This window comes from Caulobacter sp. GW821-FHT10E02, from assembly GCF_059415225.1.
Genome location: NZ_JBWKMV010000001.1, coordinates 960673 through 975576, shown reverse-complemented (window position 1 = coordinate 975576; position 14904 = coordinate 960673). Strand labels below are relative to the sequence as shown.

The following is a 14904-nucleotide window of genomic DNA, read 5'->3' as shown; positions in this document are numbered from 1 at the left end:
CATGGATCGAGCCCGATCGCGCATCGAAACCGCTTCGTGTTTCGATGTCGTCCCTGCGGATATCACGAAAAACGCTATGCAATCGGTTGTATGGCCCAGCATCCGCATCGATCCGTGCCGAACGCGCATAGGTTCATACCCGATTGGGATTGGCCCTCGACGAAAATCCACACCTATCCTGAAGCCAACCAAGAGGGTGACCAGATCACCCTCGGCATGAATGAGACCCGCGAAATGCGGGCACTGGGAGGGAACCATGTCGACCAATCACACGACCGCCTTGCGCGCCGCCCTGGCGCTGAGCGCCTCGGCCCTGGCGATGGCGATGGCCAGCGCGGCGACCGCTCAAGAGGCCCCGCCGGCCCAGCCGGCCGCCGACGAGGTCGAAGCCGTCGTCGTCACCGGCTTCCGCGCCAGCCTGCAGAGCGCCATCAACATCAAGCGCAGCTCCAGCGGCGTCGTCGACGCCATCAAGGCCGAGGACATCGCTCAGTTCCCCGACCTGAACCTGGCGGAGTCGCTGCAGCGCATCCCCGGCGTCTCGATCTCGCGCATCAACGGCGAAGGCCGCCAGATCACCGTGCGCGGCCTGGGCTCGGAATATACCCGTGTCCGCATCAACGGCATGGAGGCCATCTCCACCACCGGCGGCACCGCCAACAGCGGCGGCACCAACCGCGGCCGCGGCTTCGACTTCAACGTCTTCGCCTCGGACCTCTTCAACAGCATCGCGGTGCGCAAGACCGCCTCGGCCGATGTCGAGGAAGGCTCGCTGGGCGCCACGGTCGACCTGAACACCTCGCGCGCCTTCGATAGCCGCAAGCCCCAGCTCGTGCTGTCGGCCGGCGCCAGCTACAACGACCTGTCCGAGAAGACCACGCCGCGCGTCTCGGCCCTCGCCAGCCGCACCTTCTTCGACGGCAAGCTGGGCGTGCTGATCTCGGCTGCCTACGAAGAGCGTCACCTGAAGGAAGAAGGCGCCAATATCACCCGCTGGGCCGTCGGCGGCAGCAACGGCGGCTTCAACGCCGCCTCGACCGTGCCGGGCTACACCCTGGCCCAGATCAACAACACCAACACCACCACGGGGATCTTCGCCCCGCGCATTCCGGCCTATGTCAGCTACGACATCAAGAACAAGCGCACGGGCCTGGCCGGCTCGATCCAGTTCAAGCCGGACTCCAACACCGAGATCAATCTGGACATGCTGTACGCCTATCTGGCGGGCGTGCGGAAGGAAGCCCAGCTGCAGGCCATCGGCCTGTCGCGCGCCACGACCGGCAAGCCGGAGACGATCATCCGCGACGGCACCGTGGTGGGCAGCGACCTGGTCGCCGCCCGAATGGACAATGTCGATCTGCGCACCCAGTCCGCCTACGACGAACTGAACACCGAGTTCAAGCAGACCACCCTGTCGGCCAAGCACAACTTCGGCGACCGCTTCGTCCTGGGCGGCGTGATGGGCTTCGCGGACTCGACCTTCACCCAGCCGGTCTCGACGATCATCACCTTCGACCGGGCCAACAGCCAGAACTACAGCTACGACTTCCGCAAGGGCCGCGCGCCGGAGATCCTGCTGGGCTTCGACGCCACCAACCCGGCCAACTGGTCGGCGATCAACGGCACCTCGGAAGTGCGCATCCGCCCGACCTTCGTCGAGAACCAGTTCTCGACCGCCAAGGTCTATGGCGAGTGGGAAGCCAACCAGAACCTCAAGCTCAAGGCCGGCGTCGACTGGCGCAAGTTCGAGTACGACAGCTACGGCCTGTATCGCACCAGCGAGACCGTCAGCCAGACCCTGACCCCGGCCCAGCTGGCCTCTGTGTCGACGGTGTTCAGCGGCTTCGGCAAGGGCCTGGGCATGCCGGCCGGCAACGCCACCGCCTGGCTCGTGCCCGACATCGACAAGTACGACGCCCTGCTGGGCATCTACAGCAACACCGGCATCTACGCCCTGACCGGCACCAACAACACCTCGGCGCGCGGCCAGTACGGCGCGGTCGAGGAGCGTGACACCGGCGCCTATGTCCAGGCCGAGTTCCGCTTCCAGGCCTTCGGCCTGCCCTTCCGCGGCGACGCCGGCGTGCGTCGCGTCCACACCGAGCAGGAGTCGGCCGGCTACGCCGCCGTCGGCGGCTCGGTCCAGCGCGTCGAGGTCAAGCGCGACTACGACCTGACCCTGCCGTCGTTCAACCTGGCGGCCGACGTCACCGACACCTTCGTGGCCCGCTTCAGCGCCGCCAAGACGATCGCCCGTCCGGGCATCGGCTCGCTGTCGCCCGGCGGCGACGTCGCGGTGCAGGGCGCCAACCGTAGCTTCAGCTCGGGTAACCCCTACCTGAACCCGACCCAGTCCAAGAACCTGGACGTCTCGCTGGAATGGTACCCGTCCTCGGGCACGATGTTCGCGGCCGGCTTCTTCTACAAGAAGATCGACACCTTCGTGGCCACCCAGAGCGAGCAGCGCGTCTACAACACCCTGGGCCTGCCGGACTCGCTGATCGCCGGCACCACGGCCACGCCGGACATGCTGTTCCAGGTCTCCAAGCCCATCAACACCAAGGGCGGCGACCTGAAGGGCTTCGAGCTGAACGTCCAGCAGCCCTTCACCTTCCTGCCGGGCTGGTTGAGCCACTTCGGCGTGATCGCCAACTACACCTACGTCGCCTCCAAGATCGAGTATCCGACCTCGTCGACGGCCGGCGCGCCGGTGGTGATCAACGACCTGATCGGCCTGTCGAAGAACGCCGCCAACGCGACGCTCTACTACGAGACCGACAAGTGGAGCGTGCGTGGCTCGCTGGCCTATCGCGCCGGCTACCTGACCCAGGTCCCGGGCAGCGACGGCAACACCGTCCAGGGCACCAACGAGACCCTGAACGTCGACATGCAGGCCAGCTGGAACATCCGCGAGAACCTGAAGCTCTCGCTGGAAGGCGTGAACCTGACCGACGAGTTCAACGACCAGTATGTCGGCGATAGCAACCGCCTGAACGTCTACACCCACAGCGGCCGCCAGTTCATCGTCGGCCTCCGCTACAATTTCTAGGCGTCCTTCCTCTTCCCCCGCCTAGCACTACGGCGCCGCTCCTGCCTCCCGGGAGCGGCGCTTTTTCTTTGGGCGCTCGGCCGCCATTCGACTTGAGGTTTCATTCAGCGCCGACCTCGGATACCCAGAACGATGGTATGCCGCCGGAAGGAACGCGTGACATGGAATGGCTGGTGTTCCTGGCCCTCGGCGTCTGGGTCTTCCGACAGGGCCAGACGATCCGGAAACTCGAGCGGCGGCTGGACGCGGCCGAGGCGCTGGAGCGCCGGCCCGTCGAAGCGCCTGAACCGGTGCCCGTCGCGACCGTCGTTCCGACCTCCGAACCCATCGTGGTCGAGCGCGCGCCTGAGCCGGAGCCCGCCCTTCCCCCGCCACCGCTGCCGCGCCCCGCGCCGACGATCACCCGCGAGTCCGTCTCGACCTGGCTATCGGAGAACGGCCTGGCCTGGATCGGCGGAGGCGGTCTGGCGCTGGGCGGTCTGCTGCTGGTGGCCTATGCCGCCCAACGCGGCCTGTTCATCCCCGAGTTCCGCATCGCCATGGCCGCCCTGCTGGGCGCGGCGATGCTGGGGGCCAGCGAGTGGATCCTGCGCCAGAAGCCGTCGATCGCCGGCGGACGCCACCTGCTGGCCGCCGCCGTCTCGGCCGGCGCCGGGGCGGTCACGCTCTATGGCGCGGTCTGCGCGGCCCACGGCCTCTATCACCTGATCCCGCTCAGCGTGGCGGCGGTCCTGGCGGCCGCTATCTCCCTGGGCTTGCTGGCCCTGTCGCTCAGGCACGGCGAGCCCCTGGCCCTGGTAGCGGTGATCGGCGCGGTGCTGACGCCCGCCTTCACCGGCCTACCCCACTGGTCGCTCGCCGCCCTCACCGCCTACGCCGTGCTGATCGGCGCGACGGGCTTCTCGATCTCGGCGTTGCGCCTGTGGGGTAAGGCCGGCGGCGCGACCATCATCGGTCTCCTGCTGCTGAGCGCTCCGCCCCTCAGCGACCACCACGCCGTCTCGGCGATGATCATACAGACGCTTGCCGCCGTCGGCCCTTTCGCCGCGACGCTGTGGCGACGTCGTTTCGGCCATGATGATCCCCCTGGAAACGACTTCTTGGGGCTCCCCACCCTGGCCCTCGTTCTGACTAGTCTGGCCTCGTTCGGCCTGTGGTTCTCCGCGCCGATCAGCGGGGAGCATTTGCCTGTCGCCGTCCTGCTGTCGGGACTGCTGATCGTCCTGGCGGCGGTCATGGCCACGCGCGACATCATTCGGCCGGGCCTCTTCGCCATGCCCGTCGGCATGGCGATCGTCTGCCAGCTGCTGGTCATGGTGATCTCCGCGCGCAGTCCGGCCTTCGCCGCGCAGCTGCCGTGGCTCTACGCCCAGACGGCCCTGATCCCGGCCGCCGCGCTCTGGATGGCGCTGCAGCTCCCGGCCGTGGAGCGCACGCGCGTTCTGGCCATCGGCGGCATCGGCGTCGCGATCCTGGCCAGCCTGACGTGGCCGATCCTGCACACGGCGGACATCCAGTTCGGCTGGACGCCGGCCGCGGTCCTGGCCGCCGCCCTGTTCGCCTCGTCAGCGCTGATCGCGCGCCGGGTCGAACTGGCCTCAGCCGACCGGGGTCTGGCGCTGTGGCTCGCCGCTGCCGCCGAGATGGCCTTCCTGGCCGTGCACGCCGCCGTCGCCCCACGCTTCGAGCCCGCCGCCTTCGGCTTGGCGGCCACCGCCCTGGCCATCGCCGCCTGGCGCCTGCCCTGGCGCGGCCTGGCGCCCGCCAGCGTGGTCGGTGGTCTGATCGCCTTCATCGCCATGCTGCGCCCGGCCTTCCTCGGCGCGACCTTGGACGGCAGCCTGTCCCTGCCGACCATGCTGGCCGTCAGCCTGACGGCCGCCGCCCTGCTGGTCGCCTCCGCCACCCTGATCTGGAAGGATCGCAATGAGGCCGTCCGCAACGAGGTCGAGGCCCTGCGCGCGACCGCTCTGCTGATCGTCATGCTGGCCGCGTTCGCCGCCCTGCATGTCCTGCTGGCCGGTCCGCACACCCAAGGCGGCGACGGCCTGCTGGAAGCCTCGCTGCGCACCCTGATGCTGCTGAGCACGGGCCTCCTGCTGGTGCTGCGCCAGCGTCCCGACGACGGCCCGATCACCCGCTGGCGCGCGATCATCGTGGTCACCGTCGGCGTGGTCCATGGCCTGCTGCTGCAAGGTCTGGTCTGGAACCCTTGGTGGGGCGCGGGTGAACCGCCCGCCGGACCGCCGGTGCTCAACACCCTGATCCTGTCCTATCTCGCGCCCGCCGGCCTGCTGGCGGCGATCGCCTGGCGCCGCAAGCCGACTGACGATCGCTGGACGAAGAGCTGGGTCCTCACCGTGCCGATCTTCGCCCTCCTGTGGGCCGTGCTGGAGGTTCGCCATCTCTTCCACGGCGTTGACATGCACGGCGCATCGGTCGGCCGAGCCGAGGGCGCGGCCTACGCCATCCTGGCCCTGGTCGCCGCCCGTCAGCTGGCCTCGCCGCGCCTAGCCGGCCGAAGCACGACGAGCTGGCTGGCCAGCGCCGCACCGACCTTCGGCTGGCTGGCCCTGGTCGCGGCCGCCCTGGTGTTCGGCCTGCGCGCCAGTCCCTGGTGGGGACCTTTCATCCAGCCTCTGGAACCTGTCGGCGCGGCGATCCTGCTGTCCAGCCTCTATGCCGGCGGCGCGGTCGCGATGCTGAGCCTGCGTCGCGGTGACACGCCTTTCGACCGCACCGCCCTGGCCGGAGCGGTCGGTACGCTGTTCGCGCTGCTGACGCTCCTCATACGCTACACCTTCCACGGCGCGGACATGCACGTGGCCACGGGCGGCGAAGGCCTGGAGACCTGGACGTTCTCGGCGCTGTGGGCGGTGTTCGGCCTGGCGGTCCTGGGTCTTGGCGCGGCCCGCAAGGACATCGTGCTGCGCTGGGCGGGCCTGGCGACGCTGCTGTTCACCGCGGCCAAGGTCGTGCTGTTCGACCTGGCGCGGCTGGAAGGCGTGACCCGCGCCGCCTCGTTCCTCGCCGTCGGCGCGCTGTTCGTGGGCGGCGCCCTGCTGGCCCGCCGCCTGAACGCGCGGCACCAGTCGGAAGACGTCTAAGGAAAGCGCGGGCGCTGCCAGCAGCGCCCGCGCCCTTTCTCAGGTCGTCGTGTAGAGCTTCTGCAGCTTCAGCAGGTCGGCCTTGGTCAGGCCGAGCTCGTCGCGGAAGTAGCCCTCGGCGCCGCCGGCATGGCCGTCGATCACCTTGAACACGCCCTCGATATAGCTGCGGTCCACGCCCATGAAGGCCTGCAGCACCGCCGGCGGCATCCGCTTCCAGGCCTGCGAGGCGGCGTCGTCCTGCGCCACCGACTTCCTCGGGTCGAAGTAACGATTACTGAGCAGGTAGTCCTCGATCACCGTCTCGCGCGGTACGTCCAGGGCGGTCAGGATCAGGGCGGCGGCGACGCCGGTCCGGTCCTTGCCCGCCGAGCAGTTGAACGCCAGCGGCGTGTCGCCGGCCAGCAGCTGGGCGAACATCCGGCGATACTGGCCGTTGAACGTCTTGAGCATCTGCGGATATTGCGCCGCCATGGCCGCCTTCGCCTGCTCGGCCGACCAGCTTGCGGCTTGGCGGAAGTCGGCGCCGCCCAGGGTGTCCATGCCGTAGTCGTCGGCGAGCACGCGCGGCGCCTGGCCGTCCGGCCAGCGGACCGGGGCCGCCTTGCGCTCCTCGGTGCTGCGGAAGTCGCAGACCGTGCGGATGCCCAGCTTGGCCAGGTAGAGGAAGTCGGCGTCGGTCAGGCCGTTCATCGCGCCGGAGCGATAGAGCACGCCCCAGCGCGTGGTGTGGCCGTCGCGGGTGCGATAACCGCCCAGGTCGCGGAAGTTCTGCCCGCCCTGGAGTGGCAGCACCCGGTCATGGGCGACCTGCGCCTGAACGGCCGGCGTCTGGGCGTGGAGCGACCCGGCCAGCGGCGCCAGGAGGGCGAGCGCGCCGAACGCGCTCGCGAGGATGTATTTACGCATCATATCCTCCCTTGGCCTTAGAAGCGCAGCGTGGCGTCGAGACCGAACGTGCGCGGCTCGTTGAAGATGCCGTAGTCGCCGATCGCGGCCCAGGCGGCGTGGCTCTTGCCGAACAGGTGCTGTTCGTTGAGCAGGTTGCGGGCCCAGAGCGCCAGCTCCAACTTGCCGTCGCGGCTCAGGTCCACGCCGGCCAGCGCCAGGCGGCCGTTCACGATGAACGAGGCGTCAGTCAGGGTCGCCTCGCCCGCCATGGACCGGTAGCCGTCGGCGATGTTGGCGTCGAGGTGCGCCTTCAGCATCGCCGAACCGCCGCCGACGGGCAGGCTGTAGTCGACCGAGACGCTGCCGGCGTTCTTGGGCGTGTTGGTGACGTAAACGATTGTCGGGACGCCCTTGTTGAACGGGTTGGGCGCGGCCGGCAGCTTGGCCTCGGTGTAGGCGTAGCTGGCCGAGATCGTCAGGCCCGGCAGCGGCGCCAGCGAACCATCGACCTCGAAGCCCTTGATCGTGCCGCGGCCCTCGGCGTTGGTGGTCTCGATCGTGGTGCGGTTGGTGCCGGCGTTGGGCGCCAGGAAGTCGATCTGGATGTCGGTGTAGCGGGTCGAATAGGCCGCCAGGTTCAGGCGCGCGCGCTTGTCCCAGAAGCTGGTCTTCAGGCCGCCTTCGAGGGTCGAGACGTTCTCGGGGCCGTACGAGCGGTAGGTCAGCGAGCGCGAATTGGCGCCGCCCGCGCGATAGGCCGTACCCCACTTGCCATAGACCTCGACATCGCTGCTGGGGTCGAAGGTCAGGATGACCTGCGGGTCGAAGTGGCTCTTGGCGAAGTCGAACTTGTAGGCCGTGTCGGCGCCGTTGACCTTGTAGAGCTCGCCGCTCTTCTCGTCGTGGGTGTAGCGACCGCCGGCCGTCAGGCGCAGCTTGTCGTCCAGCACCGGCGGGGTCCAGGTCGCCTGGCCGAAGGCGGCGTAGCTGTCGGCCACGGCCGTGCTGGCGCGGTCCGGGAACGGCGTGGCCGCGCCAGCGCCGAAGGTCGGGATCGGGGTGGCCACCGTGCCGTCGGCGTTCCAGCGCATGGTGCTGGGCGTCCAGGCGTCGTCGTCGCCAGCCTCGTGATAGTAGTAGAGCCCACCGACATATTGCAGGCGCGCGGCGTCGCCGACCAGCTGCAGTTCCTGGCTGAACTGGTGCTGGCGCATCGAGGCTAGGCTGTAGCGGCCAAAGGCGCCGTTCGGGACGAACGGGCCGGCGTGCGCGCCGATGCCGTTGTCGTACTGGTTCTGGCGCAGGTGACGCCAGGAAGTGATCGAGCGGACCTCCAGGTCCTCATTCGGATGCCAGCTCATGTGCAGGCCATAGCCGTAGGTCTCGCCGACGCTGGGCTGCTCGGGCACGCCGATGTCAGCGCTGTCGGCTCGGTCGGTCTGCTCCTTGACCAGCGGCGCCAGCGCGGGGGTGGCCGGGTTCTTGGCGACCAGTTGCACGTAGTACGACGTCGAGGCGTCGTAGCTGTAGTCGGCGTCCAGCTGGGCGCTGAAGTTGCTGCTCGGCTCCCACAGCGCGCCGATATGCGCGCCGCGACGGTCGAACTGGTTGAAGTCGTCGGCGCCCTGGAAGGGGTTCTTCACCGTGCCGTCGCGCTTGGAGATCAGGCCGTCGAACTTGACGCTGACATTGTTGACGGCCGGCAGATTCAGGTGGGTCTCGGTCGAGTAGCCGCCGAGGTTGCGCACGCCGATGGTCTGGCGCAGGTCGAAGTCGCCGGTCGGCTTGCGCGAGACGATGCTGACCGCGCCGCCGACCGAGTTGCGGCCAAACAGCGTGCCTTGCGGGCCCTTCAGCACCTCGACGCGCTCGATATCCATCAGCGCCATGCCCAGCCCCTGGGCGCGGCCCAGATAGACGCCGTCGATATAGATGCCGATGCCGGCGTCGCGGCTGGGCTGGTTCGGGTCGCCGCCGGTGATACCGCGCACGCCGATGCTCAGCGCCGAGTTGCGGGTGAAGGTCGGGGTGACGCGCAGCGACGGAACGGCGCCGTCCTTCAGGTCGAGCAGGCTCTCGACGTGACGCGCGGTCAGCGCCTGGGCGTCCAGCACCGAGATGGCGATCGGCGTCTTCTGAACGTTGGTCTCACGCTTTTCGGCGGTGACGATGATCTCGCTCAGCCGGGCGTCGTCCGACGGAGCGGCCGTCTCGGCTGCGTGCGCCGCCATGGGTGCGAAGAGCCCGAATGCGGCGCTAGCCAGCATCACGGCTCGGAAGGTCGAAATTTGCTGCCTCATGGAGGTCCCCTGATCTCAAGTTGGCGGCTAATTAGATCGTTTGTATGTAATCCGTGTGACACTTGTCTGGAGCGGCGAGATCGCGGAATATCGCTTACGAACAAGGGAAACCCGATGCCGTCGAAGCAGTCCGAACAAGGCGAAAAAGCGCACTTGTCTGCACAAAAACTGATTGCCGCGACGCTTTCGGCCTGGGAATTGGAGGGTAGCGGCGGCGTTTCGGGGCGTTCGCTGGCCGGATCGGCGGGACTGCCGATGTCGGCGATCTACTACCATTTCGGCGATTTAGAGCGGTTGTTGGAAACCGCGCAGGCCGAAGCCCGGGCCGAAACCGAGCGCTGGTGCGCCACGCAGCTCAACGCGATCGGCGCTGATGTCCGGGGCCCGGCGGCGTTGGGACCGCTGATGGCCGCCCTGATCGACGACTGGTGCGAGACCCGTCGCACCCTGGCTTTCGCCCGGCGCGAGGGCCAAGTGATGGCCATGCGCGACGAGCGCCACGCCCCCGCCTGCGCCAAGTGGGACGATCTCTGGCTGGGCTTCTGGCGGGAAGTCTGCGAGCGCCTCGACCTCGCCGACCTGGCCACACTCAACAGCTGGATGTTCGACGGCGCCAGCGGCCTGCACATGATGCGCTGGCGGCGACCGGTCGATCGGGCCGCGCTGTCCGAACTCTGCGACGGCTGGGGCAACTGGGCGGGGGGACGGGTCGCGGACGAAAGCCCCTGGTTCGAGATGGCCAAGCGCGACGCCCTGGCGCTGATGCCGCCGCCGCCGCCCGAGGACGAGACGGCCAAGGCGATCGCGGTCGCCGCCGCCACCGTCGTCGCCCAGCGCGGCGTCACCGGCCTGACTCACCGCGCCGTGGCCGCCGAGGCCGGCCTGACCCTGGGCGTGGTCTCCTACAAGTTCCGCACCAGCGCCGACCTGCTGAAGGCCGCGTTCGACACCATCTATCGCCGCCTGGCTCCTTCGACGAGCGAGCCGCTGCCGGCGACCAGCGGCGGCCATACGCGTCCGACGCTGGGCCGCGCGGACCTGCTCGGCACCGAGGAGCTGGGGATCGCCGCCTCGCGTGATCCCCAGTTCAGCGCCTTCGCCGCCCAACTGCGCTATCTGCGCGGCGCCGCCTCGGGGCGCGTCATGCAACGGCAGCTCGGACCGGACGTGCAGATGACGCCGATCGACGCCGCCATCGCCTCCTCCATGATGGGCGGGCGCGTCCGGGCCTATGTGGCCGGCGGACGGGCGGAGGACCCCGATCCGGAGCATGGCGATTTCGGACCTCTGCTGGCCCGGTTCGCGCGTCGGTAGACAGGTCACATGACCGTCATCGCCGCATTGGACAATGCGACGACAAGGGGGCCGTCGTGCGCGTCAATCACCAGAAGCGGCCGAGCGAGCGGCTGAGCCTGTTCGGGCTCGTCGTCTTCTCGTCGCCGATGCTGATCATGCAGGCGATCGAGGTGCCGTGGCGGACCTATCTGCCCAGCCTGTTCGCCACCCAGTTCGGCCTGCCGTTGGGTGCGATCGGCGCGCTGTTCATGGCCATCCGCATCTTCGACTGCGCGGTCGAGCCGGCGATCGCCTGGGCCAGCGACCGCTTCCCGACCCGCTGGGGCCATCGCCGCCCGTGGCTGGTGGCCGGCGCACCGCTGATCATGCTGGGCGCGACGGGCGTGTTCTTCGCCTGGCCCTGGACCAGCCTGTTCAGCGTCGCCCTCGCCTGCCTCGTGCTGCACCTGGGCTATGTCATGCTGGTCACGCCGCATGGCGGCTGGGGCCTGGAGCTGGCGCGCGACGCCGACGAGCGCCTGCGGATCTCGGGCGGCAAGATCTGGTTCGGGGTCGCCGCGACCCTGGCGGTGCTGCTGCTGCCGTCGGCGCTGGAGCGCGGTCTCGGCATGGACCTGAAGGGCCAGGTCGCGGCCCTGGGCGTCGCTCTGCTGGTCCTCTGCCCGCTGGTCGTCTTCCTGGTGTTGCGCTTTACGCCCGAGCCGGATCTCGCCCCCGGCCGCGCCGCGCAGCTGGCTAATCCGCTTCGGCTGTATGCCGGCCTGCTGAGTGCGCCGGGGTTGCGGTCGGTCCTGCTGCTGCACGCCCTGTCCGGCTTCGCCCAGGCCGCGGGCGGCGCGGTCTTCCTGTTCCTGGTCGATGGCGCGCTTGGCCTGAAGGGTTGGGGCAGCACCCTGCTCCTGATGCAGACCGCCGTGGCGCTGATGACCACCCCGATGTGGGCCAAGCTCGGGGCCCGGATCGATCGCCGGACCCTGCTAATGCTGAACTACGGCTGGCAACTGATCACCGCGCCGCTGGTCCTGTTGCTGCCGGCCGGGATGCTGGCGCCGACGATCGCCTTCCTGCTGCTGCGCGGCCTTTTCGCCGGCCTCGACTTCCTGGCGCTGCGGACGATGGTCTCCGAGATCGCCCGTGACTCCGCCGCCGCCGGCCTGCAGTGCGGGGCCAGTTGCCACTCGCTCAGCAACATAACCCTGCGGCTGGCCATGGGCGCGGGCGCCTGGCTGGTCCTGTCATTGCTGTCGACCCAGGTCGGCGACGGCGCGGCGCTGACCACCGGCCTGACCAGCCAGGGCGGCATGATCGTCCGCGTTGTCTACGCCCTGCCCGCCATGCTGGCCGGCGGCGCTGGCCTGCTGCTGCTGACACGGTCCTGGACCATGCTCGTCAAGACGGCGCGATATGGCGGCGCCGCGTAGCGCCCCGCGCGCAAGAACGCCCGGTCCAGGGGGAGAGTGATGGACCGGGCGCTAGCTCGAGACGCATGGGCTCCACGCCCGAGCTGAGAGGGCTTGGACTAGAAGCTGGCCCGCGCGCCGAACATGACGCGGCGGCCGGACTCCTCGAGCGTTAGCAGGCGCTCCTCATACGCCGAGTAGCTGCGGGTCTTCTTGTTGAAGAGGTTCACGCCCTCGACGAAGAAAGAGAAGTTCTTGCGCACCGCCCAGCTGCCCGACATATCGAACTGGCCGTAGGCATTGACATTCTCGGGGTTGCCCTCGGAGCCGAAGGTGCGGCGCAGGAACTTGGCGCGCCAGTTGTAGGCGCCGCGCAGCTGCAGCGGGCCCTTCTCGTAGAACACCACCAGGTTGGCGGAATCCGACAAGCCCTCGACGTTGAACACCTGGGCCGACAGCGACGGGTCGAAGGTGACCGAGCTTTCGACCTTGGTGTAGTTGGCCGACATGCCGAAGCCGTCGAACGGCGCGGGCAGAAAGTCGAACGTGACCTGGGCGGCGGCCTCGAGCCCGTAGACGTCCGCCGACTGGGCGTTGGTCGGACGGGTGTCGAGGAAGCTGCGGCCCAGGATCTGCTTGGGCTGGGTGACCAACGACACGAAGTTGTCGACCTGCTTGTAGAAGCCGGCGACGCTCATATAGCTCGACGCGTTGATGTAGTAGTCGAGGCCGATGTCGCCGTTCCAGGCCAGGTAGGGCTTCAGTTCGGGATTGCCGCCCGAGACGAAGAACGAGGCCGGCGGACGCAGGTTGTAGCTCTCGTTGAGGCCCAGGCTGGTCAGGGTCGGCCGAGTCAGGGTCCGCGAGCCGGCGGCGCGCAGCACGACCTGGTCGGTCAGGTTCAGGCGGGCGCTGACCGACGGCAGGAAGTAGCCGTACTTGTTGGTCGCCTCGACGGGCACCGGTGTGCTGAGCTCGTAGTTCAGGAAGGTCGCATCGCCCGGGATGGTGCTCAGCGACAACAGCTTCTGCGACGCGCCCTTGGCCAACAGCTTGGTGTGCGTCCAGCGCACGCCGGCCTGCACCGACCACGGCTTGTCGCCCAGCTGACCTTCGAAGTCGCTCTGCACATAGGCCGCGACGGTCTCCTCGCGGACGCTGCCCGAGGCCTGGGGATTGAGCACGCCGTTGTAGGAGTTGCCGTTGGCGGCCAGGGCGGCGCGGAAGCCGGCCGGACCGTTGGCCTGGGCGATCGCCGCGTCGGTCGTGTAGTAGGCCAGCAGCTGCTTGGGATCGAAGGACAGCCACTGGGTCGGCAGATTGCGGCTGCCGAGGAAGGCCCCGCTGCCGCTGTTGAACACCTGGGTCAGGTTGGCCGGCAGGGTCACCGCATAGCCGCAGAAACCGCAGAGGATGCCGCCGGGGGTCTCGTAGGCCTTGGTGATCTTCTCGCGGCGCGAGGCCGTCACGCCGGCGCGGATCGCCTTCAACGTCCCGTCGAAGCGCTGCTCGCCGTCGAGTTTGAACTGCACGACGTCGTCGGAGATGTTGTCGCCCGACAGGCGCGCGAAGTGGCCGCGGGCCGTGCTGACGTCGGTCGTCGAGTTGACGTTCGAATAGGCCGGGGTCGGCTGGTCGGGCTGCAGGTCCCAGGTCGGGTTGCGGCCGGTGTTGCGCGAACCGATGACGATGACCGGCACGCCGTCGCGACCGTGGTTGGTGGCGCGCGACCAGGACAGGTCAGTGGTCATTGTGGTGTCCTCGCCCGGCTTCCACGCAACATTGCCGGCGATCTGGAAAGTGCGCGCGTCGCGCGGCGGCAAGGCGCTGATGGTGTTGTCGGTCGCCAGGCTGCCGGTGTTGCCGCGCACGTAGTGGGTCAGGGTGCGGTTGGCGTTGGCCGTGGCCGAGATGATGTCGGCCGGGTCCGAGAAGTACCCCATCGCGTTGGTGACGGAGTCCATCTTGTACTGCGAATAGAGGCCGTCGAGCTTGACGTTGACGCTGTCGGAGGCGCGCCAGTCGACCGCGAAGGTGCCGCCGATACGCTCGCGCGTGCTGGTGTCGACCGCCTGGCCCGTGCCGCGATCGACCGCCACGCCGGCCAGGTCGACGACGCCGTCCTTGTTGAAGTCGAGGTCCTGGTTGACCACCCAGCCGTCGGTGCTGAAGCGCTTCACCCGCGACTTGCGCTTGTCGTAGACGAAGCTGGCCAGGACGCCGAAGCTGCGATCGGCGTTGCTCCGGCTGGCCAGGATCGAGCCCGACGGCGTGTACTTGCCCGAGCCGCTGTCGTACTTGGCCGCCAGGCTGCCGGCGACGAAGCTGCCCGCGCGATCGGTCGGCCGGGCGGTCTTGATGTTGACCGTCGAGCCGATGCCGCCGTCCTGCAGCTCGGCCGACGAGGTCTTGTAGACGTCGGCGCCCGAAATCAGCTCGGACGGCAGGATGTCGAAGCTGAACTCGCGGCCGTCATTGTCGGTAGCCAGCACGCGGCCGTTCAGCAGCACCGTGTTGAACTCGGGACCAAAGCCCCGGACCGTGATGAAACGCCCCTCGCCTTGCGCCCGGTCGATCGACACGCCCGGAACCCGCTGCAGGGATTCCGCGACGTTCTGGTCGGGCATCTTGCCGATGTCCTCGGCGGCGATGGAGTCGACGACGCCCAGGGCCTTGCGCTTGACGTCCAGAGCGCGGCCAAGGCTGGCCTTGGTGCCGGTCACGACGATCTCGTCGACGACCGAGGCCTCCTGGGCGGCGGCCTGCATGGCGATCAGGCTGGCGCCGGCACAGGCGAGCAAAAGCAAAGTCTTCCTGTTCATAAGACTAGTCCCCTTCCCAATTTTGATTTTTTGATTGGT

7 protein-coding genes are annotated in these 14904 nt (G+C 68.5%); 4 read left to right on the top strand and 3 right to left on the bottom strand.

All coding sequences use genetic code 11. From position 1 onward, the window contains the following. Positions 1 to 256: 256 nt before the first annotated feature. A complete protein-coding gene (locus AC07NI_RS04375) occupies positions 257 to 3049 on the top strand; it encodes a TonB-dependent receptor (protein WP_494616458.1) in 2793 nt (930 codons plus the stop codon). A 161-nt stretch (positions 3050 to 3210) separates the two neighbouring features. Then, positions 3211 to 6156, top strand: coding sequence for a DUF2339 domain-containing protein (locus AC07NI_RS04370; protein ID WP_494616456.1), 2946 nt, complete (start codon positions 3211 to 3213; stop codon positions 6154 to 6156). A gap of 39 nt (positions 6157 to 6195) precedes the next feature. Here the strand turns inward: AC07NI_RS04370 and AC07NI_RS04365 are convergent, their stop codons facing one another. Together AC07NI_RS04365 and AC07NI_RS04360 are read right to left on the bottom strand one after the other, a co-directional pair. After that, complete coding sequence (locus AC07NI_RS04365) at positions 6196 to 7065, bottom strand: tyrosine-protein phosphatase (RefSeq protein WP_494616455.1); 870 nt, start codon at positions 7063 to 7065, stop codon at positions 6196 to 6198. A gap of 17 nt (positions 7066 to 7082) precedes the next feature. Beyond that, complete coding sequence (locus tag AC07NI_RS04360; protein ID WP_494616454.1) at positions 7083 to 9347, bottom strand: TonB-dependent receptor; 2265 nt, start codon at positions 9345 to 9347, stop codon at positions 7083 to 7085. 297 nt (positions 9348 to 9644) lie between these two features. Here AC07NI_RS04360 and AC07NI_RS04355 point away from each other — a divergent pair, with 297 nt between their 5' ends. Together AC07NI_RS04355 and AC07NI_RS04350 are read left to right on the top strand one after the other, a co-directional pair. Further along, entirely contained in the window at positions 9645 to 10661 is a 1017-nt protein-coding gene (locus AC07NI_RS04355) for a TetR/AcrR family transcriptional regulator (RefSeq protein ID WP_494616453.1), read from the top strand. Between the two features lie 56 nt (positions 10662 to 10717). Then, complete coding sequence (locus AC07NI_RS04350) at positions 10718 to 12064, top strand: MFS transporter (protein WP_494616452.1); 1347 nt, start codon at positions 10718 to 10720, stop codon at positions 12062 to 12064. A 98-nt stretch (positions 12065 to 12162) separates the two neighbouring features. Here the strand turns inward: AC07NI_RS04350 and AC07NI_RS04345 are convergent, their stop codons facing one another. Then, positions 12163 to 14844 (bottom strand): TonB-dependent receptor, encoded by a 2682-nt coding sequence (locus AC07NI_RS04345; RefSeq protein WP_494616451.1) that lies wholly within the window; start codon positions 14842 to 14844, stop codon positions 12163 to 12165. Between the last annotated feature and the right edge of the window lie 60 nt (positions 14845 to 14904).